The organism is Streptomyces spinosus (genome assembly GCF_020400655.1).
Classification (GTDB): Bacteria; Actinomycetota; Actinomycetes; order Streptomycetales; family Streptomycetaceae; genus Streptomyces; species Streptomyces argyrophylli.
In genome coordinates this window covers 486,772-512,690 of the sequence record NZ_JAINRC010000001.1, presented here as the reverse complement: position 1 = coordinate 512,690, position 25,919 = coordinate 486,772, and the positions used below count along the sequence as shown (strand labels likewise).

The window sequence follows — 25,919 nt, the reverse complement described above, 5'->3', positions numbered from 1 at the left end:
CAGCAGCCGCCTCCGGGGGCGCCCTCGGAGTCCCGGGGCACCCTCAGAAGGGATACCACCGCACCGTCGCGTCCCCGTCCCGCAGCGACGCGACCCGGCGCCGGAACTCGGCCAGCGCCTTGGGGTTGGACGGCGCGTGCTGGGCCACCCACGCGCAGCTCGCCGTCTCCCGGGCGCCGCGCAGGACCGCGCAGCCCTCCCACTCCCGCACATCCCATCCGTACGCCTCGGTGAAGGAGTCGTACGCCTCGGCGGGCAGCCCGTAGCGGTCGCGGGAGAGGGCCATGACGACCAGGTCGTGCTCGCGCAGATCGGCGGCGAAGGTCTCCAGGTCGACCAGGACCGGCCCGTCCGGCCCAATGTGCACATTGCGCGGCAGCGCGTCCCCGTGGATCGGCCCTGGTGTCAGACGCGGCGTCAGCGCCGCCGCCTGGGCGGCGAAACCGTCGCGGCGCGCACGCAGGAAGGCCGCGTCCTCGGGGTCGATCGCGTCGCCCGCGAGCCGCAGCCAGCGTTCCACACCGTCCAGCAGATCGCGGGGCGGCAGTCCGAAGGGGGGAGAGGGCAGTGCGTGCACCCCGCGCAGCAGGACGGCCAGGTCCCGGGGCTCGGCCGACCGTACGGGATCCGGCAGCCGGTGCCACACGGTCACCGGGTGGCCGTCCACCAGCAGCGGCTTCGGCTCGGCCGCCCGGACCGCCGGCACGCCCGCCTCGGCCAGCCAGCCGGCGACGGCCAGTTCGCGCTCGGCCCGCCCCAGCAGCTCCGCGTCCCGGCCCACCTTCACCACCAGGCCGCCGGCCGCGAACACCGCGTTCTCGCCGAGGGCCAGGAGCCGCGCGTCCCGGGCCGGGTCCGGCAGCACTCCCGCCGCGGCCAGTACGTCCCGCGCGCGTGCCTCGTCCATCGTCCTGCCTCCGTGCCGTCTTCCCGTGCCGTGTCTGTCCGGTCCCCGGTCAGTCTCGCACTGACCCGGGCCGGGCACCGGGCGCGGCCCCGGCCGTCGTGCGCGGTCCCTTGACGGGGTACCGGGCCTTCACGAACATGAACACGCCAACCGGAGCGGGCAAAGGGGCTGATTCCGTGACAGCAGCGGTCGAAGCGCGGACACCACCGGCCGGAGCACGGCGGCCGGCCGGTCGCCGCGTCGCCGATCACGGCGCCTGGTTCCTGGTCCTGCCCGCCCTCGTGCCGGTCCTCCTGCTCAGCGTCGGCCCGCTGCTCTACGGCATCGGGCTGGCCTTCACCGACGCCCAGTCCGGCCGCACGTCCGCCACCCGGTGGATCGGCGCCCTGAACTTCCGGGACCTGCTGCACGACACCCTGTTCTGGGAGTCGTTCCGCATCGGCCTGGTCTGGGCGGCCGGCGTGACCGTGCCGCAGTTCCTGCTGGCGCTCGGCCTGGCCCTCCTGCTGAACGCGGACTTACGCCTGCGCGGCCTGGCCCGCGCCCTCGCGATCGTGCCCTGGGCGATGCCCGAGGTCGTCGTCGGCATCATGTGGCGCCTCGTCTACAACCCGGACGCCGGCGTCCTCAACGAAACCCTGCGCGACCTCGGCCTCGGCACCGGCCGGGACTGGCTGAGCGGCCTGGCCACCGCGCTGCCCGCGGTGATCGTCGTCGGCGTCTGGGCGGGCCTGCCGCAGACCACGGTCGCCCTGCTCGCCGGACTGCAGAACGTCCCGCGTGAACTCCACGAGGCCGCGGCGGTCGACGGGGCGGGCGCCTGGCGCCGCTTCCGCACCGTCACCTGGCCCGCGCTCAGACCGGTGGCCCTCGCCATCACCGCGCTCAACCTCATCTGGAACCTCAACTCCTTCGCCCTGGTCTACGTGCTCACGAACGGCGGACCCGGCGGGAAGACCCGGCTGCCGATGCTCTTCGCCTACGAAGAGGCCTTCCGTTACGGCCAGTTCGGCTACGCGGCGGCGATGGGCTGCGTGCTCGTCGCGGTGGTCGCGGTGCTGCTCGCGGTATTCCTGGCAGGCCGGCTGCGGGGCGGTGAGGAGGCGTGAGGCCCCGCCGCGCCGCCCGCGCCGGACAGTACGCCGCCCTCCTCGGCTACCTGCTCTTCCTGGCCTTCCCCTTGCTGTGGCTGCTGTCCACCGCGCTCAAGTCCCCCCGCGAGCTGGGCGGCCCGCACCCCACCTGGATCCCGCGCCACCCCACCCTGGCCAATGTCCGGCAGGCGTTCGCGGAGCAGCCGCTGGCGCACGCCGCGCTGAACTCCCTGCTGGTGGCGCTCTGCACGGCCGTCGTCGCGGTGCTGCTCGCGACCCCGACGGCCTACGTCATGGCCCGGCACCGCTCCCGGCTCACCCGGGCCGCCACGGGGTGGGTGGTGGTCAGCCAGGCGTTCCCCTTCGTGCTGGTGATCATCCCGCTGTTCCTGGTGCTGAAGAACCTGCGGCTGGTCGACTCCCTGACCGGGCTGGTGCTGGTGTACGTGGTGTGGGCGCTGCCGTTCGCGCTGTGGATGCTCACCGGGCACGTCCGGGCGGTGCCCGCCGAACTGGAGGAGGCGGCGGCCGTGGACGGCGCCGGGCGGCTGAGAACGCTCGTGTCGGTGACGGCGCCGCTGCTGGCACCCGGCATCGCGGCTACGGCCCTGTTCGCGTTCGTCACCGCGTGGAACGAGTTCTTCTTCGCGCTGGTGCTGCTCAAGAGCCCGGAGAGGCAGACCCTGCCGGTGATCCTGACCCACTTCATCGGCGCCGAGGGCGTGGCCGATCTCGGCCCGCTCGCCGCCGCCGCCTTCCTCGCGACCCTGCCCTCCGTGGCCGTCTTCGCGCTCGTCCAGCGGCGGATCACGGGCGGCCTGCTCGCCGGGGCGGTGAAGAGCTGATGGGCGCGGAAGAGCCGGTGCGGACCAGGGGCGCCGTGGCACTGGTCGTGCTCCTGCTGCTCCTCGCGGGCTGCTCCCCGGGCGGCCGGACGGACGGCGGTCCGATCACCCTGCGCTTCCAGTCCCTGGCCTGGCAGCAGGAGTCCGTCACCGCCAACAAGGAGCTGGTGAAGGAGTGGAACGCGTCCCACCCGGACGTCAGGGTCGAGTACGTCCAGGGCAGCTGGGACAGCGTGCACGACCAGCTGCTCACCTCCTTCGAGGGCGGTGAGGCCCCCGACATCGTCCACGACGCCTCCGACGACCTCGCCGACTTCGCCCACGGCGGCTACCTCGCCGACCTGACCGGCCTGCTGCCCGCCCGGCTCAGGTCCGGCATACCCGAGAGCAGCTGGGATGCGGCCGCCTTCGGGAACGGCGTCTACGGCGTGCCGTTCCTCCAGGAGCCCCGTGTCCTGATCGCGAACGCGGACCGGCTGCGCGCGGCCCGGGTGCGCATACCGACACCGGAACACCCCTGGAGCTGGGCGGAGTTCCGGCAGGTGGCCAAGCGGCTCAGCGGGCCCGGTCGGTACGGCGTGGCCTGGCCGCTGAAGGAGCCCGTCTCCGCCACGCTCAACCTGTCCCTGTCGGCGGGCGGGCGGCTGTTCCACCGGGGCGCGGACGGGAAGGTCACCGTGCGGTTCACGGCCGGGGACGCGGTCGTACCGCGCACCGTGCACGACCAGGTCGCCGTCGACCACAGCGCGCCCGCCTCCACGCTGGGCAGCGGCGGCTCGGACACGCTGCCGGGTTTCTTCGGCGGCCGGTACGCGATGGTCCCGCTGGGCTTCTCCTACCGCCAGCAGATCGCGCAGCAGGCTCCCGAGGGCTTCCGCTGGGAGGTGCTGCCCGCACCGGCGGGCGCCGACGGGCTCACCCAGGGGGTCAGCCCGCAGACGCTGTCCGTCTCGGCCGACTGCCCGCACAAGAAGGAGGCGGTCGCGTTCATCGACTTCCTGTTGCGGCCCCGGAACATGGTCCGCCTCGCCCTCGGCGACTGGATGCTGCCCACCGGCACCGAGGCCCTGAAGGACCCGGCCCTGCACACCACGGAGAACGGCTGGGCCACCGGCACCGCCCTCGCGTCCCGGCTGCGCCCGGCGCCCGCCCAGTCCGTGCGCGGCTACCCCGAGTGGAAGGACAAGGTCGCCACCCCGGCCTACCAGGAGTACTACAGCGGAGCCATCGGCCTCGCCGAACTGCGCCGCCGCCTGGAGAGAGACGGCAACCTGGTGCTGGCCCGCTACCAGCGCTGAGCGCGGCCACGGGCCCGGAAGCGGCCCGGTCCGGCCTCCCGCACACCGTCGTACCGGACGGGAAACCGATTGAACGAGACGTCTCGTCTCGTCTAGCCTGCCCGGCATGACCGCACCCGCCCACATCGCCATGTTCTCCGTCGCCGCCCACGGCCACGTGAACCCCAGCCTGGAGGTGATCCGTGAACTCGTCGCCCGGGGACACCGCGTCACCTACGCCATCCCGCCCGTCTTCGCCGGGAAGGTCGCCGCCACCGGGGCCCGGCCCGTGCCCTACACCTCCACCCTGCCGGGCCCGGACGCCGACCCGGAGGCCTGGGGGACCACCCTGCTCGACAACGTGGAACCGTTCCTGGACAACGCCGTCCAGGCGCTCCCCCAGCTCGTCGAGGCCTACGCCGACGACGTCCCGGACCTCGTCCTGTACGACATCACCTCCTACGCGGCCCGGGTCCTGGCCCACCGCTGGGGCGTCCCGGCGATCTCGCTCTCGCCGAACCTCGTCGCCTGGGAGGGCTACGAGGAGGAGGTCGCCGAGCCGATGTGGGCCGAGCCGAGGAAGACCGAGCGCGGACGGGCTTACTACGCCCGGTTCACGGCCTGGCTGGCGGAGAACGGGATCAGCCAGGACCCGGACTCCTTCGCCGGCCACCCCGCGCGCTCCCTCGTGCTCATCCCGAAGGCGCTCCAGCCCCACGCCGACCGGGTGGACGAGCGCGTGTACACCTTCGTCGGCGCCTGCCAGGGCGACCGCGCCGACCAGGGCGACTGGCAGCGGCCCGCCGGTGCGGAGAAGGTCGTCCTGGTCTCGCTCGGCTCGGCCTTCACCAAGCAGCCCGCCTTCTACCGGGAGTGCGCGCGCGCCTTCGGCGACCTGCCCGGCTGGCATGTCGTCCTCCAGGTCGGCCGGCACGTGACCCGCGCCGAACTGGGCGACGTACCGGCCCGGGTCGAGGTGCGCGACTGGGTGCCGCAGCTGGCGATCCTGCGGCAGGCCGACCTGTTCGTCACGCACGCGGGCGCCGGCGGCAGCCAGGAGGGGCTGGCGACCGGGACGCCGATGGTCGCCGTACCGCAGGCCGTCGACCAGTTCGGCAACGCCGACATGCTCCAGAAGCTCGGGGTCGCCCGGCACCTGCCCGCCGAGGAGGCCACCGCCGACCGCCTCCGCGAGGCCGCGCTCGCCCTGGTGGACGACCCGGAGGTCGCGCGCCGGCTCAAGGAGGTGCAGGCGGAGATGGCCCAGGAGGGCGGCACCCGGCGGGCGGCCGACCTCATCGAGGCGGAACTGCCGGGCCACCGCCGGAGTCGGGACCTTCCCTTCGGATGACGCCGGGCTCGCGGGCCCTGGCACCGCGCCTCGCAGCGCGGGCGGGTGCGGCGGCCGGCACCACCGCCGCGGGCACGGCCGGCGCCCCTGAGCAGACCCCGCCTGTCCATGCGGTTGCTCATCCGTGGGAACAGGAGCACGGACAGGGCCCGCCGGCTCCCAGCGGGAGCCGGCGGGCCCTGCGGCACCGGCCGGAATCAGACGGTCAGCCGCTCGCCCCGGTCGGGCACCGGCGCCGCCACCGGCTCCGGGGTCTCGTCGTGGGTGAGGTCCGGCAGGCGGTGCAGCCACTTGGGCAGGTACCAGTTGCGCTCGCCGAGCAGCGCCATCACCGCCGGCAGCAGCACTCCGCGGATGACCGTGGCGTCGATCAGGACCGCCGCGGCCAGGCCCACGCCCATCTGCTTCATGGACTGCATGGAGAGCGTGCCGAAGATCGCGAACACGGCGACCATGATGACCGCGGCGCTGGTCACGACCCCGGCCGTGGTGACCACGCCGTGCCGGATCGCGTCCTTCGTCGTACGGCCGCGCATCCGGGCCTCGCGGATCCGGGAGACCACGAACACGTGGTAGTCCATCGACAGCCCGAACAGGATCACGAAGAGGAACAGCGGCAGCCAGGTGACGATCGCGCCGACGCCCTCCGCGCCCACCAGCGAGGCGCCCCAGCCGTGCTGGAAGACGGCGACGAGGATGCCGTAGGCGGCGGCCACCGACAGCAGGTTGAGCACGATCGACGTGACCGCGACGGTCAGCGAGCGGAACGACAGCAGCATCAGCAGGAAGGCGAAGACGACCACGAACACGAAGACCGGGACGACGGAGCCCATGAGCTGGTCGTTGAAGTCGTGGTTGCCCGCGACCTGCCCGGTCACCGGTGCCTGCACGCCGTCGACCTTGCCGAGCGTGGCGGGCCGCACCTCGTCGCGCAGCTTCTCCAGGCTCCGTGTCGCCCGGTCCATGTCGGAGCCGCCGACCAGCGGCACGGACACCAGGGCCACGTTCCGGGCGTCGTACAGCTTGACGTCGACCGGGCCGCGCGAGGCACCCGAGGCGACCGCCTGCCGCTTGAAGCCGGCCAGGGCCCGGCGGACTTCGGGGGCGTTGACGTCCTTGGCCTTGACGACGACCTGGGCCGGTTCGCTGCCGCCCGGGAAGGCGTCGTTGACGCGGTTGTACGTCTGCACGATCGGCAGCGAGTCGCCGAACTCCTGGTCCAGGGTGAGCTGCTGGGTCTTCATGCCGAGCGCGGGCGCGGCGACCGCCAGCAGCGCGCCGGCCGCGACGACGACCGAGACCAGCGGCTTGGCGAGCACACCCCGCAGCACGGCCGTCCAGAACCGGCTGTCGCCGTTCCCCGCGCGCTTGCGGCGGCCCAGGAACGGAAGCCGTCCCTTCTCGACCCGCTCGCCGAGCAGCGACAGCAGCGCGGGCAGCACCGTCACCGAGCCGACCATGGCGACCGCCACCACCATCAGCGAGGCCAGGCCCATCGCCTCGAACTCGGCGAGCCCGGTGAACAGCATGCCCGCCATCGCCACGCACACCGTGACACCGGAGACGATGATCGCCCGGCCGCTGGTCGCGGCGGCGATCCGCAGGGCGGTGCCGGCGTCCCGGCCGGCCGTCCGCTCCTCGCGCTCGCGGCGCAGGTAGAACAGGCAGTAGTCGACACCGACGGCCATACCGACCAGCAGCATCACGGAGTTGGCGGTGTCGCTCATCGGCTGGAGGTGGCTGACCAGGCCCATCAGGCCCATCGTCGCCATGATCGCGGTGATCGCGAGGGCCACCGGCAGCAGCGCGGCCACCAGCGCGCCGAACGCGATCAGCAGGATGCCGAGGGCCACCGGCACCGCCGAGTACTCGGCCTGCTGGAAGTCGTCCCCGAAGGCGTCCTTGTACTGCTTCTGCATGCTGGCGCCGCCGATCTCCTCGATCCGCAGCGTGCCGTGGTCCTTCTGCACCCCGGCGACGGCCTCGAGCACCGGCTCGATCCGGTCGGCGGCCGTCTCCGCGTCACCGCGCACGTCGAACCGGACCAGCGCGCTGCGGCCGTCCCGGGAGACGGTGTGCGTGTCGTACGGCGAGGTCACGTCCGTCACCTCGCCGGTGCCCCGGACGGCCCGGACCACGTCGGCGACGGCCGCGCGGAACTGCGGGCTGGTGGCCCTGACGCCGGCGTCCTTCGACTGGACGAGGACCGTCTCCCCGGCCGGCTCCTTGATCCCGGCGTCGTCGATGATCGTCGCGGCGGTGTGCGTCTCGCCCTTGAGCTGGTCGCTCTCGTTCACGTCGACCCGGCCGGCGGCCGAGCCGAGGCCCATCGCCAGGACGACGAACAACACCCATATGCCGACGGCCGCCCAGCGGTGCCGGGCGCTCCAGCCGCCGGCGCGGGCGGCCAGCCCCCGCACCCGCACCTCTGTGTTCCCCATGACGGGTCTGCCCCCTCGTGTGCGGTGACGGCCCCCTGCCGCCACGTCTCCTTGCTCCTGTCCGACGGTAGGGGCGGGATAAAGCCATCTCGTCGTACTGCCCGGTGAACCGCGCGGGGCCCGGATCACCGCTGGGGAGGACGGCGGCCCCTTACATCTATCGCCGGTTCTCGGGGGCGGCTCTCAGGGACGCGGTGCCCGGTCCGCCGGAGCTTCGCCCGGCCCGGCCCACGCCCAGCCGGGCGCCGCCGGGCCCGAGGCGTGTGCGAGGCTTCGCCCATGCGCTACGTCATCATCGGGGCCGGCGCCGTCGGCGGTACCGTCGGCGGGCGGCTCGCCCAGGCCGGCCGGGAGGTCGTCCTGGTCGCCCGGGGCCCGCACCTGGCAGCCCTGCGCGAGCACGGACTGCGACTGCGGGTTCCGCAGGGCGAGTCGACGTACCGGCTGCCCGCCGTCGACGGGCCGGGACCGCTCGGCGAACTGCGCGCCGACGACGTCCTCGTCCTCGCCGTGAAGACCCAGGACACCGTGGCCGCCCTGGACGCCTGGGGTGACGTGCCCGTCGCCGGCGGCGGCACCGCGGCCGAACTGCTGCCGCTGGTCTGCCTGCAGAACGGCGTGGAGAGCGGCCGGCTGGCGCTGCGCCGCTTCCGGCACGTGTACGGCGTCTGCGTCTGGCTGCCGTCGACCTTCGTGGAGCCCGGCGTCGTCCGCGCCGCGGGCAGCCCGCTCACCGGCATCCTGCACCTCGGCCGCGTCCCGCACGGCACCGACGACACCGCGCGCCGGATCGCCGCCGACCTCGCGGACGCCCACTTCGAGGCGCCGGTGGTGCCCGACGTGGCGCGCTGGCAGTACGCCAAGCTCCTCGGGAACCTCGGCAACGCGCTCGAAGCGGTCAGCGGGCCGGTGGCAGGTGAGGAGGCGCGGGCCCTGTTCGCGCGCGTGCGGGCCGAGGGGGAGGCCGTGCTGGACGCCGCCGGCATCCCGTACGCCGGCGCGGAGGAGCAGCGCGCGGCCCGCGGCGACAAGGTCACCCTGGTCCCGCTGGACGGCGCCCCGCGCGGCGGCGGCTCCTCCTGGCAGTCCCTCGTCCGGGGCACCGGCACCATCGAGGCGGACTACCTCAACGGCGAGATCGTCCTGCTCGGCCGGCTGCACGGCGTCCCCACCCCGCTCAACGAACTGCTGCAAGTCCTCGCCAACCGGTTCGCCCGGGAGCACCGGGCGGCAGGGTCGCTGCCCGTCGCCGATCTGGTCCGACTGGCCGACGAGGCGGAGCGGCGCGTGACCGCCGGCTGAAATGGACCAAAGAAGATGTGGTGGATTGGGCCGGGATTCTGAGCCACCGGCGCACTAGCGTCGGTGCCATGACGCACCGCAGCACCCACACGTTCACCGCCGCCACAGCCACAGCCACAGCCACCGCCACCACGGCCGCCGTCACCGCCCCGGCCCGGGTCGACTTCTTCTTCGACCCCGCCTGCCCCTTCGCCTGGATCACCTCCCGCTGGCTGCTGGAGGTGGAGCGGCTGCGCCCGCTCGACCTCCGGTTCCGGGCGATGAGCCTGTACCTGCACAACACCGGCAACGAACTGCCCGACTGGTACCGCGACCTGGTGGACCGCTCGATCGGGCCCGTGCGGGTCGCCGTGGCCGCCGCCGAACGGTACGGCGACAAGGTCCTGCGCGACCTGTACACCGCGTTCGGCACCCGCATCCACGAACAGGGCGCGGAGGACTTCGACACGGTGGTCACCGAGTCACTGGCCGCGCTCCAGCTCCCCGCCGACTTGTCGGCCGCCGCCCACGACCCCTCCTACGACGACGCGGTCCGCCGCAGCCACGAGGCCGGCACCGAGCCGGAGACCGGCGGTTACGTCGGCACGCCCACCCTCCACGTCGACGGCACCGTGTGGTTCGGCCCCGTGCTGCGCGCCGTCCCGCGCGGCGCCGAGGCGGCCGAACTCTTCGACAGCTTCCGGGTGTTGGCCCGGCACCCCGACTTCTTCGAGCTGAAGCGCACCCGCACCGGCGCGCTCCGGTTCGACTGACCCGGATCAGGTTGGCCGATAAACGCCCCTCCGGCGCCCCGGCCGCACCGGACGTGTGACACGGCGGGGCCGTCCGGCGCAGAACCAAGAGCCACCGCGGTCCGACGTCACAGGGGAGCGCCGGACCGCGGAGGCCGATACCACACGACCGTCCTCTGGCACCGCCCCTCGCCGAACCAGGCGACAAACCCGCGGAGTTGTCCCTAGGGTGAACCGCGCGGAAGGCCGGAGGGGGACGGACGGATGAGTGGGACGGGCAGGGCGTTGCCGCCGTTGCCGCAGTACCGCAAGGACGGGGTGACCCGGCGCCTGAGCGCCTCGGTGCACCTCGACGACGACTTCGCCCTGTACGCCGACCGGATGCTCACCGGGGACCGGCTCAACGCCATCGGGCTCAGCCTCAACATCAACTTCGTCGCCCTCGCCCGGCACGCGCGCGTGGCCACCCGCCGCCGCGCCGCCCTCGACCGCCGGCTCGCCTGCCTCCAGGCGGTCGTGGCCCTCACGCTCCTCGTCGGGCTCTGGGGGCTGGTCAACGGACACCGGTCACTCGGATGGGTGGCGATTTTTGGCCCTCTCGGCGCCTACGCGGTCGCCTGGACACTGGTCCGCCACGCCCAGGCGCGCAGCCGCGACACGGCACGGGACGTGTTCCTCTCCACCGACAGACCCGAGCAGACTGCCCCCCCGGTGGAACCCGAGGCCGAGGCCGCGCTGCACGACCTGAAACGCGCCAACGTCCTGCCCTACGCAGACGAGGCCGCCTACACCAAGCCGTTCGTCGGCAGCGGCGACAAGATCAAGGAAACCGTCTGGCAGCCCATCGACGTCAGCAGGCCCGCCGACGCCCCGGGCGGCGGAAAACTGCCGATGCGCCCGTTCGACGTCATCGACCTGCACACCTACGTGGCACGGCACATGGAGAACATCTCCGGGCTCCAGGGACTGCGGGCCAGGAACCGGCTCTACGTCCTCGGCAGCAACGCCCACCTCATACCGGAGCTGGTGCCCGACCCCACCCGGCGGCCCCGCGCCCAGATCCCCAAGCGACTCGTGCAGGCCGGCCTGCAGACGCCCGGCGCCGGCATGCGCACCCACCTGTGCCTGGAACGCGTCGGCGAGGGCGGCCGGCTGATCGTCTCCATGTACCTGCGGGCGATCCTCCAGCACCCCAGCCTGACCTGGGAGGTGGCCGCCTACGCGATACCGCCGCTGGACGGCCGCTTCTACCGCGTGGACCGCCTCCCGGTCGCCCCCTGGGAGCGGTGGTGGGACCTGTTCCGGTACGCCACCCGCCGCACCGGCCCCGAACTGCGCGGCGCCCTCGGCCGCATCCTGCGGCGCCACCGCTGGCGCGGCGACCACGACCGGGCGCTGGCCAGGGCCCGCCGCGCCATCACCCGGCAGCACGTCCGCCACGACTACGGCGCCACGGGCAGCCTGCGCGAGGACCTCGGCGCCTGGGACGAGGCCGGCTACGCCGAACGCACCGACGCGCAGGACTTCCTGTTCCGGCTCCAGCAGGGCGTGCTGACCGCCACGGAACGGTTCCTGCGGGACCACAACATCGACACCGGTTCCTTCGACAAGGCCGTACAGGTCATCACCACGCAGACCTACAACATCGGTAACGTCAGCGGTCCCAGCAACTTCGGCGCCCACGGGACGATCCTCCTGGGCGGGCAGCAAGGGCCCGGACCCCAGGGCGGCCCGGGAGCCCAGGGCGGCCCCAATCCCGCGGGATCAGGCCCGCCCGCGCCGAAGCCGTGACCGCAAACCCCACCCATCCGACGGCTCCTCCGGTCCGGGGCGCGCCGCCGGACCGCGAGCGAGGACAGGACATGAGCACCTACAACTTCGGCAACGTCAACGGCCCCGCCAACTTCGGCGACCACGGGCAGATCCAGATCAACCACGCCCACCCCGACCTGCCCACCATGATGGACCTCGCGCAGCGGCTCACCGACACGCTGCGCGCCGAGTACCCGGAACTGGTGCCCCAGGGCGAGATCATCCAGGCCCAGTTCCAGGAGTCCGCCGAGGACGGCCTGCCGCCGAACCGCGGCCGGATCCGCTCCGCGCTGGAGACCATCGCCATCGCGGCCTCGGCCGGCACCGGCAGCCTCGCCTTCACCCAGCAGCTCATCAACGCCCTGGGGCTGTGACCGGCCGGAGCCCCGCCACCACGGGGCTCCGGCCCTGCCACGTCACCGGGCTCGCACCACCGCCCGGACCCCGCCGCCGAGGTCGAGGTCGAGCCCCGACCGCAGCGGCACCGTCTGGCCGGGCTCGATCTTCTGCACGGTGCCGTCCGAGCGGGTGCCCGTCCAGGTCTCCCGCGAGCGGTTGGCGAGCCCGAACCGCCCCGGTTTCCTGGGGTGTTCGACCAGCTCCGCGACGAGTGCCGCGTCCGAACAGTCGTGCCGCGCCGGCTCGGGCAGCAGATGGTGGGCCTGTACCCGGGCGGCGCGGCGCAGCCGGATGTGGTGCTCGGTGCGGGGCGGGGGAGTGGTCACCGTCAGCCGCGGCGGCAGCACCAGCCGGGCCCCGCACCCCCAGCAGTCCCGCGGCGGCGGGTTCTCGCCCGGCTCCGTCATGTTCTGCCGCCCGCACGCGGCGCACTCGACCACCGCGTCCAGCACCGCCCGCAGCGCGTCCCGCCACTCCGACTCCCGCACCCGGGCCGCGGGATCACGCAGTCCCGTCGTGAACGACCGCCGGAACAGCTCCCGCAGCCGCTCCGCCGCCGCGTCCCAGGTGGCCAGCACGGTCGCGTGCTCCAGCGGGTCCGGCCGGTTGGCGTCGTCCGCCGGGTCGAACACGAACAGCGGGCTCCTGCCGTACAGCTTGCGCTCCGCGGCCTCGTCCAGGCAGTGGATGCCCAGCTCGCGCCGGCCCTTGAGCGGGTGGTGGTTCATCAGCAGCATGAACAGCAGCACCGCGAGCGAGTGCAGGTCGGACTGGGTGCCCGGACGCGCGCCCGGGTCCGCGCGCACCAGCTCCGGCGCCATGAACTCCATGGTCCCCGAGATGCCGCTGGCGTCGCCCTCCACCACCGCGTTGTCGTTGTCGCAGACCAGCACGTCACCGGTGTCCGGGTCGAAGAAGATGTTCCCCCAGGAGATGTCCCGGTAGGCGATGCCCCGCGAGTGCAGCGCCTGATAGGCCTCCACCGTGTAGAGGCAGGCCGTCAGCAGCGCGCGCGGGCTGGTGCGCAACTGCCGCCGGAACAGCGCCGGGAGTCCCTTGTAGCGGTCCGGGCGCAGCCCCATCAGATAGCCGAACGAGCCGCGGTGCTCCGGCACGAAGGCCTCCGGCCACAGGAAGCGGTCGTCGGCGAAGTCCCGGGTCACCAGCTCCCGTACGATCGCCTCCTGGTCGGCGGTCGCGCAGGTCGGGTAGTACCACTTCAGGGCCCGTTCCCCGTCCGGTGTCCGGACCCGGTACACCTCGCCCTGGCCGCCCGCGCCGAGGAAGCCGAGGATCTCGACGTCGTCACCGTTCTCCGCCGCGAGGCGCGTCCCGTCATCGAGCATGCCGCTCATCTACGTCTCCGTTGTCCGTTCCGTGTCCACCTCGCCGCCGTCCGGGCCGGGTGGTGTCCGCGCCTCCGCCGCACCGGGCTCGACGGGCCCCTCCGGGCCGCCGGGGGCCGCAGGAGTGCCCGCCGGGACCGGTGCCGGGCGCACCGCCGCCGCCAGGGTCGTGTCGTCCCCGGAGTACCGGGACGCCTGGGCGAGCCAGTCCGGCAGGGCCTCGCGGACACCCGCGCCGCCCTCCTGGGCGAGCCGCCCGGCCAGCCCGCTGACGAACTCGCGGTACCCGTCGGCCGACGCGAAGCTCTTCGACAGGCCGTCCGTGGAGAGCACGACCAGCCGGGGCGACCGCGCCTCCTCGAACAGCGGCGCCCAGTGCATCCGCATCGCCCGCCACGCCTCCCGCCCGCACAACGACTCGGTCTCGTCGCCCAGGTCCTCCTCGGCGGGTGCGAGCGGCCGGACCAGCGTGCCGTCGTGCTCCACCACCGCGAGGTCACCGTCGCCGATCTGCCAGGCCACGAACAGCCACGGCGTGAGCACCGCGCCGATCAGCGTGGTGCCGTACAGCACCAGCTTCTCCTCGGTCCCCGGCTCCCGGGAGGCCTCCTCGACCACCGGGCGGTTGCGGTCCCAGTGGCCGAGGGCCTCCTGCCGCCACTCGTGCACCAGCGCCCGCGGGAAGTCGTCCCGCGCGTACGTCATCAGCCGGGCGAGCCGCCCCGGTTCATGGCAGTCGTGCGCCGCCCGCCCGAAGGCGCCGGCCAGCACCACGAACCGGTCCACGGCGAACCGCGCGCCCAGCGCGCTGCGCGCGTGCACCGCAGAGCCGTGCCCGTCGGCCACCGCCAGCACCAGCGGGTCCGGACCGGACCCGGTGCCCTGGCAGGCGTACCAGTCCTGGTTGCGCCGCTTGCCGACGCCCTGGACGCTGTCGGCCAGCGTCTCCCACCGCCGCACCCCGAGCGTCACCACACGTCGTCGTCATCGTCGTCGTCCAGCACCGGCGGCGCGTACGGCTGTTTCGCGGTGCTCACCCCGGAGCCGTCACCGGCGACCGGCTGGGAAGCCGCCTTCACGGCCGCCGTCGACGCCCAGCGGATCGCCGCCGCCAGCTGCTTGGGGCTGTTGGCGTCCAGCGGCTGCAGCTCCGGGTTGCCGAGGAACTCCTGGAGCACCCCACGGTCCGCGTCCGCGCCGATCGCGATGGCCACCCGGACCGCCTTGCGGCCCCACGGGGTGGCGTCCACGGCCTTCAGGCCCGCCTTCCAGTCGTCGGTGGGCACCCCGTCCGACACCAGCGCCAGCACCGGCTTCAGCGCCCGCTGCGGCATCGGCGGCGTCTGGAGCTCGCGCGCCACCAGGTGCAGCGCCTCACCGAGGTTGGTCATGCCGTCGACCTGCACGTCCTGCCAGGTGAAGTCGTCGACCGGGACCGGGGTCTGGTGGTGCCACTGCGCGGTGGTGGAGAAGGTGACCGTGCGCAGCAGCAGTTGGGCCGCGGGATTGTCGTGGGCCACCGACCGCATCTCCGGAACGGCCTCCCTGATCGCGTAGTTGAGCTTGGCGATCTTCTCGCCCTGCATCGAGTACGAGCAGTCGAGCAGCCAGATGAAGTGGACCGGCCGGTTGGCCATCGGCCCGCCGGGAATGTCACTCACGCCGCAGTTCCTTTCAGGTGAGAGGGAATCATGTGGGAGCAGGTCGTCAGGGGAGGTGTCAGGGCCGGGGCAGCACCAGCCAGACCCCGAGGACGAGCGCGGCGGCCGCCAGGAACAGGGCGGCGACGAACAGGCCCGCCATCACTCTCCGGGCCCGGCCGACGGACGGAGTCACGTGGTTCATACCGGGGTGTAACCGCCTTCCCTGTCGCCGTTCCCGCCGCCCTGCCCGGCGCCCTCCCGCCGCCGCCGGGGCCACGGCACCCGGCCCGCCCCGCCGCCCGCCCGCCCGGTCAGCGGGCCGGTGCGCAACCCGGAGGCCGCGAGCAGCCACAGCACCGGTTCCGCGGCGCGCCGCTGCTCGCTCTCCAACGGGCCGGTGCCGGTGGCCGCGTGGGAGCTGACCGCCCAGTAGCGGGCCGACCCGAAGTCGTGGCCGAGGGCCCGCACCAGCGCGCCCAGGCCGATGTCGCCGAGCCAGTGGTCGATCCGGCCGTCGCCGGGCACCGGCAGCGAGGTCAGCCGGTCCAGCACGTCCCGCTTGGTGACGACCGCGGCCACCGGCAGCCGGCGCCGCCGTCCGGTCAGCGCGGCCAGCTCGCCGGTCAGCCGCTCGTACGTCGTCCGCGGGCCCTGCGCCGACGGCCGCGCCCGCTGTGCCCGTTCGGCGTCCGCCGGACCGAGCCGGCCGCGCACCGTGGGGTCGGCGAGGACGTCGGCGACCAGGACGACCCCGTCCGCGTGCGCCAAGTATCCCTGCGCACGCACCCGTTCGGCGTCGCTCACGGACTCGCCCATCGGGTCGTACAGGTACAGCAGCCGGCGCCGGCGACCCCGGGCCACGGTGAGCATGAGGGCGCGTGGCGGCCCACCGGTCGTGGCGTGCGCCCAGCCGGACCGGTTCAGCTGCTGGTTGACGCCCGCGTGGGCGCCGCGGTCGGCGGAGGTCGCCCACTCGACGCGCAGCCGGCCCTCCCGGGCAAAGGAGTGCAGCCCCTCCACCATGGCCGCCATGAGCATCGTCTTGCCGGAGGAGGTGCCCCCGACCAGCGGTGTGTGCACCACCCGGGTGGTGGCCACCGCCTGCGGCAGGACCTGCTCGCAGCGCGGGCACAGCGCCGACAGCCTGCCCCGCCCGGTCAGCCGGGTGGCGGGCAGCCTGCGCCCGCAGCCGCACACGTGCCACAGGGCGCCGTACCGGCCCGGCCGCAGCGCGGCGTGGCGGGCCGGGCAGCCGGGGCAGCGGTGCACGGCCAGCGGCACCGGCGCGTAACAGCCGGGGTGGGGGCAGGCCATGCGCAGGCCCCGCAGCAGCGCCCAGCCGCGCTCCAGCCCGCGCAGCAGGGGTACCGCCGCCGCCCAGCCGAGCCAGACCACGCCGAGCAGCAGCGCGAGGACCAGCAGGGCCCAGCCGAGCAGCGCGGTCGCGAGCACCGCGCCGATCAGCGCGCCCGCCGCCGTACCGGGGGCGATCAGGGTGACCAGCAGGAACCGGCCGAGCGGCACCCGGACCCGGCGCCCCCGGGGACGCCGGCCGCGGAACAGGTTCCCCACGGTCCGGTCCATCCAGGGATCGGCGAAGGACCGCCACAGCGTCCGCATGCCGTCCCGGGCGGCACTCGCTGCGTCCGTCCACGACTGCCGCCACCAGTAGGCGGGTTCGGCGGGCTCGGCGGCGCCGACGCCCGGCAGGCGCGGGTCGAGGCGGCCCGCCTGCCACGGCCCGAGCCCCCGCCACACCGCGCGCACCCCCCGCCCGAGGAACTCCCACAGCGTCCGGAACAGGCACACCGCGACGGCGACCAGCCCCGACCAGACCAGCAGGGCCAGCAGCACCTGCGACGCGAGGTGCAGGTCCGAGTCACCACCCGCGGCGTTCACCGGGCACCTCCGCCGGCGGGCGGCTGGACGTCCCCGTGCCAGGTCGCCCCGGCGTCCTCACGGCGCCCGCGCCCGGTCAGCCGGCCCGCGAGCCGGCCCAGGGCACCCGGCCGGTTCCACGCCCGGTACGCGTCCAGCCGTCCCCGGCCGGTGCGCCGCAGCGCCTCCTCGACCGCCGCCTGGTCCTCGGCGGGCATCGCCCGCACCACCGGCCGCAGCACCTTGGCCAACAGCGCCGTACGGGTCGCCTCCCAGCCCGGATGGGTGTCCGGGTACGCGGTCCAGTCGCAGAAGCGGGCGGCCGCGTACGACGGCACGGTCCGCAGCCGCTCGGCCACCGCGGCACCGCGCGCCGCCCGCTCGTAGGCCGCCAGCAGCGCCGGGTCGCCCGAGCGGGCCAGCGCGTACAGCTCGCTCTCCGGCACCGGCACGGTCAGCAGCCGCCGGGCGAGGGCGTCGTGCACCCGCCGGGTCACCTGATCCGGCACGGGCTCGACCGCGCCGTCCCGCAGCGCCCGGACCCGCTCCACCCAGTTCTCGCCCTCGCCGTCGGTGCCGAGCAGCGCGGTGAACTCCAGCAGGAGCAGCGGCACCCGGTGCGCGGGGGCCAGTTCCGCGGTGAAGCAGCGCAGCAGGTCGGCGGCGAGCAGCGGGACGGCGGCGTCCTCGGCCGGGGCGGCCAGCGCGGCGGCGACCAGCGGGTCCCGGGTGCCCGCCAGCCGGTGCGCGTCCGAGCCCAGCTCGTTCAGCAGCAGGCTCGCCTCCTCGCCGGTGGGCAGTTCGTCGGGCCACACCAGCCGGAACGCCGTGTGCAGGACGGCGGGATCGGCGTGCGGCGAGACCCCGGCGGTCTGCAGCACCGCACGGAACCGGCCGCGCCGGTCACCGCCGGCCGGACCGGCCGCGTCCCCGAGGACGCACATCCGCAGATGCGGGAAGCGCGGGTCCGGGGCGACCGGCAGCCCGGACCCCGCGAGCCGCCCGGCGACCGCGACCGGATGAGCCGCCGCGAGCGCGTTCAGCGCCCCGAACAGGGCGGTGCGCAGGGCGGGGTGAGCGTGTACGGCGTCGAGGAGGGCGGCGTCGGACCGGGCGCCCCCCGTCCTGGCGCCCGCTGCCTTCGCGTCCGCCGGCGCCCGGTCGCGGGTCGGCTCCGCGCTCACCCGCGTCCGGTCGCCCGCCGGCTCCCCGGTCGCCGCCGTCCGGTCGCCCGCCGGCTCCCCGCTCACCAGCTCCCGGGCGGCCCGGCCCGCGTACTCCGGGAGCAGGTCGGCGCAGTCGACGTCGAGCAGGTCGGCGACGCGCAGCAGCTCCAGGGGCCGGCCGATCGCCGGTCCGCGGGTGTCCGCGATGCCGTGCCGCAGGGCCGGCGCGAGGTCCCGGGACAGCGCGGCCCGCACCTGGGGAGTCAGCGAGCCCGCCCCGAGCGCGGGTACCGGACCCCGGCCGCGGACCGTCAGGGTCAGCACCCGGGCGGCGAGCGGAGCCGAGACGGCCGTGGGAACCTGCCCGTCCAGCCGGGCCAACAGCGCGGCCAGGGCGGCCGGTTCGCCGCCTCCGAAGTCCCTGGAGTCCCCGGAGTCCCTGGAGTCCCTGGAGCCTGTGGCGTCCTCGCCGTCCCCGACGTCGCCGTCCCCGACGTCGCCGGGCCCGGTCTCCCGTGCCAGCTCCCCGATCAGGGCCGTCAGCGTCGGCTCGGGCAGTGCGGCGGCGTGGTCCGTGGCCCAGCGGGCCGCCGCCGCCCGGGCGACGGCGGGCAGGGCGATGCGCTCGGCGAGCGCGGTGACGGCGAGGGGACCGACCTCGCCTGCGGTGTCCCCGGCGTCGCGGACCGCGTCGCGGAACAGCTCCGGCCGCCCGGCCGTCCAGATCCGCGCGCAGACTTCGGCCCAGACGTCGGCGACGGGCTCCGCGGCTGTCCGGCCGGTGCCGTCGTGCACCCGGAACCGGTGGTCGTGCCCGACCGGCTCCGACGAGGGCAACGCCCCGACGATCTGCTGGCGGGCCTGGAGCGGGCGCCGCGTGTACGTGGTGAACGTCAGCCGGTGCGCCAGCTCGCGCGGCAGGACCGTACAGGCCAGCGCGATCCACTGGGCCACGTCCGCGCTGTCCCGCTCCACCAGCACGATCTGCCGGGCGTCGCTGCCGTCGGCCAGCGTGCGCAGGTCGGCGAAGAACGCGGCGAGCCGGTCCGCGCGGGACCGGGCGAACGCCACCAGCCCGTCCCGGCGCAGCAGCCCCGACGGCGCGAACCGGTCGATCGGCTCCGGCCGCCCGCCCGGCGGGGTGGCGTCCGCCCAGCGCGGCGACTCCCACGCGGTGATCGGCAGCGCCCCGTCCGGCAGCCGGACACCGGCGGGCAGGTGCACGGCGTGCGCGTGGAAGTTGCCCCACCGGCCGCTGTAGTCCGCACCGGTGTACACCGACCGGCACAACAGCCGCCCGCCGTCGGACAGTTCGGTGCAGCTGAGGGAGCGCGGGAAGGACTTCAGCTGCTCGCCGTCCGGCCGGTCCGGCAGGTCGCGCGGCGGCTCGTACCCGATGAGCTGTTCGGCCTCCCGCAGCAGCGTGGCCGGTACGCCGGGACTGACGGCGGTGAAGCGGAACCCGGACCCGTCCGGGCCGGGCGGTGCCGAGGTGTAGTGCAGCTGGGCCAGGTTCACCGCACACGCTCCTTCCCGGCCGTGGCCTTCTCCTTGCCGGCGGTGCGGACGGGCAGCAGCCCGCGCAGGGACAGCAGCCACAGCAGCGGGTCCTCCACCCGCACCGGCTGCGGCCCCGACTTCGGCACGTCCGCCGGGGCGTTCGCGGGCGGGGGCGCGCCCAGCGCCGACAGGCCGAACAGCGACAACCGGTCGAAGTCGTGCTCCAGTTGGCGCAGCAGCGCGCCCGAGTCCCAGTCGGTGAGCAGGGCGCGGAGTTCCTCGTGGACGGCGAGCCGGTCCTCCGCGTCGTAGGCGCCGCCCGGGTGCGGGGCGTTGTGCAGCAGCGGGGAGTGCGGCTCGAGCAGGGGCCTGAGCATGTCCGTCTTCGTGACGGCCACGGCGATCGGGGTGGTCACCCGGCCGCCCGACCTGCCCTTGCCGTGGGTGCGCAGCTGGGCGGCGAGGTCGGCGGCGATCTGCCGGGGCGAGGTCTCCACCACGGGCAGCGGCGGACCGTCGTGCACCGGCAGCCGGTCGCGCACGGAGCCGAGTTGCAGCGGGTCGACCAGCAGGATGATGCCGTCGGCGGCGCTCAGGTAGCGGGTGTAGCGGTCCATCGCCTCGGCGTCCGCGAGGTCCTCACCGGCCGCGTCGAAGAAGACCAGCGTGGTGTGGCGGGTGCCGGAGCCGCCCAGCAGCCCGCGCCGGGGCAGGCTGAGCCGGTACAGCAGCGGGTCGTTGAAGCCGAGCGCGGCCGGCCGGGTGGCGTCGGGCAGCCGCAGCCGCTCGTACAGGTCCTCCGCCATCTCCCTGTCCCGGGCCTGCGTGTGCTGCCCCATCGCCGCGAGCGACGCGTGGTAGGCCTGGCCCACCCGGTGGTCCAGCTCGTTGCGCAGGACGGCGACGTAGGTGCTCTTGCCGGACGCCTTGGCGCCGACCAGGGCGATGATCCGGCTGTCCTGGTCGCAGTAGTCGCTGGGCAGGTCGCTGTGGCAGGACCCGCACACCCGCACCGGCGTCGGCACCCCGCAGTCGGGGCAGGGCACGCTGCTGCCGGTGCCGCCGGGCCCGGCGAGTCCGGCGAGCCTGCGCGCCGGAACGAACACCGGGCCGCGCATCCGGGCCGCCGGGGGCACGCCCGGCCCCATGAACGCGGCCCACGTCTCGTCCGGCCGCGGCCCGCACGGCGCGCCGCCGCGCACGCCGTTCGGCGTCATGAGACAGCGGTACGGCAGTCGGGCCGCCGAGGCGCGGGTGAAGCAGTAGGGGCAGATCACGGTCGTCATGGCTCAGCGCACCACCAGGCTGGTGAGAGGGGGTTCCTCGAGTCGGACCGAGGCGGCGTGCTCCCCGAGCAGGAAGCCGCGCAGGGTGTAGGGGGGCGGGCAGGGTGCGGCCGGCAGTTCCCGTTCGAGGCTGCCGTGCCGGGCCAGTTCGGGCCCGGGGATCCGCAGGACGGTGGTGCCGTCGGCGGCGTCGCGCGGGCGGAGGGTGCCGCCGCGGGCGACGCACACGAACTCCGGGACCTCCGCGAGGCCGCCGGGCGCGCTGAGCGTGACCCGCAGCAGTGTGCGACGGTTCCGGCCGAGCAACCGCCGCGGGGACCGCACCAGTTGGTAGGAGACGGCGGCGTCCGCCGGGACCAGTGCCTCGGCCGCGTCGGGCACCACGATCACCGCGCCGGGCACCCGCGGCACCGGGGCGGCCCGCACCCGGACGGCCCCCGGGCCGACCGGCAGGTGCAGTCCGCCGCGGCGGTAGGCGTGCGCGGTGACCGTGCGCTCCCCGCCGCCCGTGGAGCCCAACGGCGTCCAGCCGACCACCAGGTGCGCGACGTCCTCGGGCCAGTCCAGGACGATCCGCGCCCGCCCGTCCGGGAGCCGGTGGGCGCTGAGCCCGGGCACCGGCCGTACGGCCTCCACACCGACCACCGGCCCCGCGAGCGCCCGCGCCCCGCGTACGGCGACGGCGGCGACCTCGGTGTACGTGCCGGGCGGCGGACACAGGGCGTCCGCCCGTCCGGGCCAGTCCAGCGCGGGCGGCAGCGCGTCGGTGCGCAGCTCGGTGCCCGGCTCCGGCGCCCCGCCGGGCCAGGTCACCAGCCGGACCTCGGCGCCCTCCGCCCCCGTCCAGGCGAACCGTACGGCGCCTCCCTCCACGGGCCGTGCGGTCAGGACGCGCACGGGCTCGGGCCAGGGGTGCACGGTGGCGGTCGTGCGCAGGCCGGGGGAGGGGACCGTACGGCCGTCGGGCGTCCGGTAGTGGCACACGACGCGGAAGACGTGGTCGCCGGGCGGCAGGCCGGTCGCGGTGAACCCGTCGGCGCGGGCGGTGAGCGGCGCGGTGCTCCCGTCCGGCCCGGTGTGTTCGACCGTGACCTCGGCGGCGGCGTCGGGCCGGCGCCAGGAGCAGTCGATCCGTGCGGGGCCGTCCGTCAGCACCGGGTGCTCCACCTCGGGGGCGACGAGGAGCCGCCGGGACACCAGCGGCGGCCCGTCCACCAGGCCGTCGCGCAGCGGCAGGGCGGCGTACCGGACCGTGCCGCCCGGCTCGGCACCGGTGTCCCGCACCGGGCCGGCGGCGGCGGAGCCGGGGACAGCGCGTACGGCGGGCTTGCCCCGGCCGTCCCGGAACAGCCGCAGCAGCCGCCACTCGCCGGGCGTCTCCCGGCCGTCCTCCCAGCTCAACTCGATGTGACCGATGCGGAGTTCGGCGCCGAGCGCGGGCCGGCGGCCGTGCAGGCGGACCAGTGCGCCCAGGGCCCGCCGGTCGTCGCAGGCCGTCCGCAGCGCCCGCAGATAGGCGGCGCCCGCTGTCTCCCGGTCGCCCCGCTCCTCGGCCCGCCGCCCGTCCCGCAGGTCGTCCTGCACGGCGCGCAGCCGCTCGGCGGTCGCCTCCCGTACGGCCGTGAGCGCCGGGTCGGCACCGTCCGTGGGCAGCCGGTCCAGCAGGGTGCGCAGCCGGTGCAGCCGGGCCTGCGCCAGAGCGTCGGCCAGGGACTCGGCGGCGTCCCGCTGTCGCCGGTCGAGCCGGGGGCGCAGCCGGGCCGCCGCGAGCAGCCCGGCCGCCTCGTCGGGGTGGACGCCCGCCTCGCGCACGGCGGAGCCGCGGTCGCCCTCGGGGCGCTCCTGGAGCAGGTTGATCAGCTGGTAGAGGACGATCCGGCGGGGCGCCTGCGGGTCGGCGCGGTGCAGTTCGGCCAGCCGCGCGGCGAGCGGGGCGACGGCGGGACCCGCGGACCGGGCCAGTCCCTCCAGCAGCGGCGCGTCCACCCGGCGCCGGCCGTGCGTCCCTGCGGGCACGAACAGCCCGTCCAGGACCCGTAACCCGCCGGTGCCCGCCCCCAGCGCCTCCCCGAGGTGGCGCAGGCCCGCCGCGTGCTGGGCCGCGGCGAGGGCGCCGTACCCGGGCACGAGCGGGCTGAGCGGCAGCCCCGACAGGGCCCTGGGCAGCCCCAGGTGACACCCGAACTCCCGACCGGCCACGCGAACCGTTCTCCCCCGATAGTGCTCAGGGGACCATCCCAGCAGATCCGGCAGAGCCCGGGAGGGATTTTCGAGGAAACCGGGCAGGTGGGAGCCTGCCGTGACGAACGGGGGCACCGCGGTGCCGGCCGGCGGCACGGCGAACGGCGGGCCCGGCGAATCCGCACGCCGGCGGCACGGCGAACGGCGGGCCCGGCGAATCCGTACGCCGGCGGCGCGACGAGGCCGTGCGGCGGCCAGGCGCCGAGTGCTGTCGCCCAGGTGACCGAGGGCCGGGTACGTACAGGGCGACGGCGGCCCGCCCCAGCCATGCGGTGGTTACGCGCCGAGTGCTGTCAGGGCCGGTCGGCGTGCGCTGTCGTAGCGTTCCAGTACCACGCGTGCCACCTCGGGCGCGGGGCCGAGTACTTCGGCGAGCACGTCCGCCCCGGCCGCGCCGCGCGCGATCCGGTCCGGCAGGAAGCCGGGGGCCAGCACGTACGGCGCGACGGCGACCCGCTCGCAGCCGAGGGCGCGCAGCTCGCGTACCGCGTCCTCGGTGCGGGGGAGGGACGCGGAGGCGAACGCGGGCCGCACGGCGCACCAACCGGTGTGCCACCACTCCCGCGCGATGTCGGCGATCACCGCGATCGCCTCCGGGTCGGAGGACCCCGCCGAGGCCAGCACGACCCCGGTCGAGGACTTGCCGGCGGGCGACAGGCCCGCCTCGTACAGCCGCCGTTCCAGCGCGGACAGCAGCAGCGGGGACGGGCCGAGCACGTCCGCCTGCCGGATCCGCAGCCGCCCCGGCGCGTCCCGCAGCACGGCGGGGATGTCGGCCTTGGCGTGGAACGCGCGGGTCAGCAGCAGCGGCAGGGCCACGACGTCCCGCACGCCCTCCGCCGCCAGCGACCGGAGCACCCCGTGCACCGAGGGGACGTTGAAGTCCAGGAACCCGGTCTCCACGCGCAGGCCCGGCCGCAGCGACCGCACCCGCGCCACCAGGGCGTGCACGGTCGCGGCGTGCCGCGGGTCGCGGCTGCCGTGGGCGATGACGAGGAGGACGGGACGGCGCATGGTCAGCTCTTCACCAGCAGGCCGCGGCTGCGCAGCACCCACCGCTCCAGCGGGCTGAAGATCAGCAGGTCGATGGCGATGCCGACGAACAGGATCAGGAAGATGGCCTCGAACACCATGGACATGGAGCTGGCGTTGCGGCCGTTCTCCAGCAGCGCGCCCAGGCCGATGCCGAGGTCGGGGGAGGAGGCGATGATCTCCGCGGCCATCAGCGAGCGCCAGGAGAAGGCCCAGCCCTGCTTCAGACCCGCGAGATAGCCCGGCAGCGCGGCCGGCAGGACGATGTGCCAGGCACCCCGCACCCCGGTCGCGCCCATCGTGCGCCCCGCCCGCAGGAACAGCGGCGGCACCTGGTCGATGCCGGAGACCAGGCCGTTGGCGATCGACGGGACCGCGCCGAGCAGGATCACCGCGTACATCATCGAGTTGTCCAGGCCCAGCCAGATCACCGCGGGCGGCACCCACGCCACCGACGGCAGCGACTGCAGACCGGACAGCACCGGCCCGATGGCCGCCCGCACGAACTTCACCCGCGCCACCAGCAGGCCGAGCGGGGTGCCGATGGCCAGCGCGAACAGGAAGCCCAGCAGACCGCGCGAGACGCTGGTCCAGATGTAGCCCAGCAGCGTGCCCTCCACCCAGGCACGCTTGAACTCGCCGCCGACGTCGGCGGGCGAGGGCAGCTTCGTCGGATCGTCGACGATCTTGAAGGAGATCAGCGCCTGCCACACGATCAGCACCACCACGGTGGCGATGACCGGCGGCAGGATCTTCGCCGTGAACGTCTGCCGGAACGGCGTACGGCCGGCGGCGGCGACCTCCAGGGCGTCCAGGCCCGCCTCGACGCTCCCCGCGTCCGTGACCGTCTTGGTCTCAGTGCTGGCCATGACGCCGGATCTCCCCACGCAGGACTTCGGTGATCTCCAAGGACAGTTCGGCGACCGGCGCGTCCTCGATGCGCCGCGGCTGCGGTATGTCCACCCGCCACTCACGGGCCACCCGGCCGGGCCGGGACGACAGCAGCACCACCCGCTGCGCGAGCCGTACCGCCTCGCGCACGTTGTGCGTGACGAACAGGACGGACACGCCGGTCTCCGCCCAGATCCGGGTCAGCTCGTCGTGCAGCAGGTCCCGGGTGATCGCGTCCAGCGCGGCGAACGGCTCGTCCATCAGCAGCAGCTGGCTGTCCTGCGCGAGCGCGCGGGCCATGGCCACGCGCTGGCGCATACCACCGGACAGCTCGTGCACCCGCTTGCCGTACGAGCCCTGCAGCCGCACCAGTTCGAGCAGCCGCTCGGCCCGCTCGCGGCGCTCGTTCTTCGCGACGCCCCTGAGCCTGAGGGCGAGTTCGATGTTCTTGCCCGCGGTCAGCCACGGGAACAGGGCGTGCTCCTGGAACATCAGGGCCGGACGCCCGTCGGTCGCGATGCTGCCGGCGGAGGGCCGGTCCAGCCCCGCCACCAGGTTCAGCAGCGTCGACTTGCCGCAGCCCGAGGCCCCCAGGAGGGTGACGAACTCACCCGGTGCGACATCCAGGCTGATGTCGTCCAGGACGAGCTGCTGCCCGCCCGGTGTCGCGAAGGACTTCGAGACGTGCTCGATGCGCGCCGCGTGCTCGACCGTCTCGGCGGCCTCGGCGAAGGTCGTTGCCATGGTCGTCACCTCCTGGGAACTCATCGGCTACGG

21 protein-coding genes are annotated in these 25,919 nt (G+C 74.9%); 8 read left to right on the top strand and 13 right to left on the bottom strand.

What is annotated here, in order from left to right:
* Positions 1–43 precede the first annotated feature (43 nt).
* Positions 44–907, bottom strand: coding sequence for a phosphotransferase enzyme family protein (locus LG395_RS02180; RefSeq protein WP_171151730.1), 864 nt, complete (start codon positions 905–907; stop codon positions 44–46).
* 176 nt (positions 908–1,083) lie between these two features.
* Between LG395_RS02180 and LG395_RS02175 the strand changes: the two genes are divergently transcribed.
* The 4 genes from LG395_RS02175 to mgt all read left to right on the top strand — a co-directional run bounded on the left by LG395_RS02175 (position 1,084) and on the right by mgt (position 5,474).
* A complete protein-coding gene (locus LG395_RS02175) occupies positions 1,084–2,016 on the top strand; it encodes a carbohydrate ABC transporter permease (RefSeq protein ID WP_225808220.1) in 933 nt (310 codons plus the stop codon).
* On the top strand, positions 2,013–2,846 hold the full coding sequence (locus LG395_RS02170) for a carbohydrate ABC transporter permease (protein WP_171151727.1): 834 nt from the start codon (positions 2,013–2,015) through the stop codon (positions 2,844–2,846). Before LG395_RS02175 ends, LG395_RS02170 begins: the two co-directional genes overlap by 4 nt.
* Complete coding sequence (locus LG395_RS02165) at positions 2,846–4,144, top strand: ABC transporter substrate-binding protein (RefSeq protein WP_225808219.1); 1,299 nt, start codon at positions 2,846–2,848, stop codon at positions 4,142–4,144. The genes LG395_RS02170 and LG395_RS02165 overlap by 1 nt, the downstream gene beginning before the upstream one ends.
* A 106-nt stretch (positions 4,145–4,250) precedes the next feature.
* A complete protein-coding gene (mgt, locus tag LG395_RS02160; RefSeq protein WP_225808218.1) occupies positions 4,251–5,474 on the top strand; it encodes a macrolide-inactivating glycosyltransferase in 1,224 nt (407 codons plus the stop codon).
* A 197-nt stretch (positions 5,475–5,671) separates the two neighbouring features.
* Here mgt and LG395_RS02155 read toward each other — a convergent pair whose 3' ends face one another.
* Positions 5,672–7,915 carry an MMPL family transporter gene (locus LG395_RS02155; RefSeq protein WP_225808217.1) on the bottom strand — a complete coding sequence of 748 codons (2,244 nt, stop codon included), beginning with the start codon at positions 7,913–7,915 and terminating at the stop codon, positions 5,672–5,674.
* A 279-nt stretch (positions 7,916–8,194) separates the two neighbouring features.
* Here LG395_RS02155 and LG395_RS02150 point away from each other — a divergent pair, with 279 nt between their 5' ends.
* From LG395_RS02150 to LG395_RS02135, 4 genes are all read left to right on the top strand, one after another.
* A complete protein-coding gene (locus LG395_RS02150; RefSeq protein ID WP_225808216.1) occupies positions 8,195–9,217 on the top strand; it encodes a ketopantoate reductase family protein in 1,023 nt (340 codons plus the stop codon).
* A gap of 68 nt (positions 9,218–9,285) precedes the next feature.
* A complete protein-coding gene (locus LG395_RS02145; protein ID WP_225808215.1) occupies positions 9,286–9,969 on the top strand; it encodes a mycothiol-dependent nitroreductase Rv2466c family protein in 684 nt (227 codons plus the stop codon).
* A 243-nt stretch (positions 9,970–10,212) separates the two neighbouring features.
* A complete protein-coding gene (locus LG395_RS02140) occupies positions 10,213–11,739 on the top strand; it encodes an AbeC-like domain-containing protein (protein WP_225808214.1) in 1,527 nt (508 codons plus the stop codon).
* 71 nt (positions 11,740–11,810) lie between these two features.
* Positions 11,811–12,134 carry a hypothetical protein gene (locus LG395_RS02135; protein WP_103811639.1) on the top strand — a complete coding sequence of 108 codons (324 nt, stop codon included), beginning with the start codon at positions 11,811–11,813 and terminating at the stop codon, positions 12,132–12,134.
* A gap of 42 nt (positions 12,135–12,176) precedes the next feature.
* On the opposite strand, the gene LG395_RS02130 is transcribed toward LG395_RS02135, so the two are convergent.
* The 11 genes from LG395_RS02130 to LG395_RS02085 all read right to left on the bottom strand — a co-directional run bounded on the left by LG395_RS02130 (position 12,177) and on the right by LG395_RS02085 (position 25,910).
* Positions 12,177–13,514: a protein kinase domain-containing protein gene (locus LG395_RS02130; RefSeq protein WP_171151710.1), complete on the bottom strand. Its 1,338-nt coding sequence runs from the start codon at positions 13,512–13,514 to the stop codon at positions 12,177–12,179.
* Positions 13,515–14,480: a PP2C family serine/threonine-protein phosphatase gene (locus tag LG395_RS02125; protein WP_225808213.1), complete on the bottom strand. Its 966-nt coding sequence runs from the start codon at positions 14,478–14,480 to the stop codon at positions 13,515–13,517.
* Positions 14,474–15,142, bottom strand: coding sequence for a vWA domain-containing protein (locus LG395_RS02120; protein WP_103811642.1), 669 nt, complete (start codon positions 15,140–15,142; stop codon positions 14,474–14,476). The genes LG395_RS02125 and LG395_RS02120 overlap by 7 nt, the downstream gene beginning before the upstream one ends.
* 82 nt (positions 15,143–15,224) lie before the next feature.
* Entirely contained in the window at positions 15,225–15,350 is a 126-nt protein-coding gene (locus tag LG395_RS41100; RefSeq protein WP_263981976.1) for a hypothetical protein, read from the bottom strand.
* The gene (locus tag LG395_RS02115; RefSeq protein ID WP_225808212.1) at positions 15,347–17,047 is read right to left on the bottom strand and encodes a TRAFAC clade GTPase domain-containing protein; all 1,701 of its coding nucleotides are present in this window, start codon (positions 17,045–17,047) and stop codon (positions 15,347–15,349) included. The genes LG395_RS41100 and LG395_RS02115 overlap by 4 nt, the downstream gene beginning before the upstream one ends.
* Complete coding sequence (locus LG395_RS02110) at positions 17,044–19,710, bottom strand: GTPase-associated protein 1-related protein (RefSeq protein ID WP_225808211.1); 2,667 nt, start codon at positions 19,708–19,710, stop codon at positions 17,044–17,046. Before LG395_RS02110 ends, LG395_RS02115 begins: the two co-directional genes overlap by 4 nt.
* On the bottom strand, positions 19,707–20,978 hold the full coding sequence (locus tag LG395_RS02105) for a TRAFAC clade GTPase domain-containing protein (RefSeq protein WP_225808210.1): 1,272 nt from the start codon (positions 20,976–20,978) through the stop codon (positions 19,707–19,709). Before LG395_RS02105 ends, LG395_RS02110 begins: the two co-directional genes overlap by 4 nt.
* A 3-nt stretch (positions 20,979–20,981) precedes the next feature.
* Entirely contained in the window at positions 20,982–23,177 is a 2,196-nt protein-coding gene (locus tag LG395_RS02100) for a hypothetical protein (RefSeq protein ID WP_225808209.1), read from the bottom strand.
* A 318-nt stretch (positions 23,178–23,495) separates the two neighbouring features.
* Positions 23,496–24,233 carry a sirohydrochlorin chelatase gene (locus LG395_RS02095; RefSeq protein ID WP_225808208.1) on the bottom strand — a complete coding sequence of 246 codons (738 nt, stop codon included), beginning with the start codon at positions 24,231–24,233 and terminating at the stop codon, positions 23,496–23,498.
* Between the two features lie 2 nt (positions 24,234–24,235).
* Positions 24,236–25,120, bottom strand: a complete 885-nt coding sequence (locus LG395_RS02090) for an ABC transporter permease (protein ID WP_171151698.1) — start codon at positions 25,118–25,120, stop codon at positions 24,236–24,238.
* Positions 25,107–25,910 carry an ABC transporter ATP-binding protein gene (locus tag LG395_RS02085; protein WP_171151687.1) on the bottom strand — a complete coding sequence of 268 codons (804 nt, stop codon included), beginning with the start codon at positions 25,908–25,910 and terminating at the stop codon, positions 25,107–25,109. Before LG395_RS02085 ends, LG395_RS02090 begins: the two co-directional genes overlap by 14 nt.
* Positions 25,911–25,919: the final 9 nt, after the last annotated feature.

What these genes read in the sequence shown, in the direction of transcription:
- LG395_RS02095 (WP_225808208.1), bottom strand. Translation starts at nt 24,233, where the DNA reads ATGCGCCGTCCCGTCCTCCTCGTCATCGCCCACGGCAGCCGCGACCCG.
- LG395_RS02165 (WP_225808219.1), top strand. Translation starts at nt 2,846, where the DNA reads ATGGGCGCGGAAGAGCCGGTGCGGACCAGGGGCGCCGTGGCACTGGTC.
- LG395_RS02130 (WP_171151710.1), bottom strand. Translation starts at nt 13,514, where the DNA reads ATGAGCGGCATGCTCGATGACGGGACGCGCCTCGCGGCGGAGAACGGT.
- LG395_RS02135 (WP_103811639.1), top strand. Translation starts at nt 11,811, where the DNA reads ATGAGCACCTACAACTTCGGCAACGTCAACGGCCCCGCCAACTTCGGC.
- LG395_RS02180 (WP_171151730.1), bottom strand. Translation starts at nt 907, where the DNA reads ATGGACGAGGCACGCGCGCGGGACGTACTGGCCGCGGCGGGAGTGCTG.
- LG395_RS02105 (WP_225808210.1), bottom strand. Translation starts at nt 20,978, where the DNA reads ATGACGACCGTGATCTGCCCCTACTGCTTCACCCGCGCCTCGGCGGCC.
- mgt (WP_225808218.1), top strand. Translation starts at nt 4,251, where the DNA reads ATGACCGCACCCGCCCACATCGCCATGTTCTCCGTCGCCGCCCACGGC.
- LG395_RS02090 (WP_171151698.1), bottom strand. Translation starts at nt 25,120, where the DNA reads ATGGCCAGCACTGAGACCAAGACGGTCACGGACGCGGGGAGCGTCGAG.
- LG395_RS02150 (WP_225808216.1), top strand. Translation starts at nt 8,195, where the DNA reads ATGCGCTACGTCATCATCGGGGCCGGCGCCGTCGGCGGTACCGTCGGC.
- LG395_RS02140 (WP_225808214.1), top strand. Translation starts at nt 10,213, where the DNA reads ATGAGTGGGACGGGCAGGGCGTTGCCGCCGTTGCCGCAGTACCGCAAG.
- LG395_RS02120 (WP_103811642.1), bottom strand. Translation starts at nt 15,142, where the DNA reads ATGGCCAACCGGCCGGTCCACTTCATCTGGCTGCTCGACTGCTCGTAC.
- LG395_RS02145 (WP_225808215.1), top strand. Translation starts at nt 9,286, where the DNA reads ATGACGCACCGCAGCACCCACACGTTCACCGCCGCCACAGCCACAGCC.
- LG395_RS41100 (WP_263981976.1), bottom strand. Translation starts at nt 15,350, where the DNA reads ATGAACCACGTGACTCCGTCCGTCGGCCGGGCCCGGAGAGTGATGGCG.
- LG395_RS02085 (WP_171151687.1), bottom strand. Translation starts at nt 25,910, where the DNA reads ATGAGTTCCCAGGAGGTGACGACCATGGCAACGACCTTCGCCGAGGCC.
- LG395_RS02155 (WP_225808217.1), bottom strand. Translation starts at nt 7,915, where the DNA reads ATGGGGAACACAGAGGTGCGGGTGCGGGGGCTGGCCGCCCGCGCCGGC.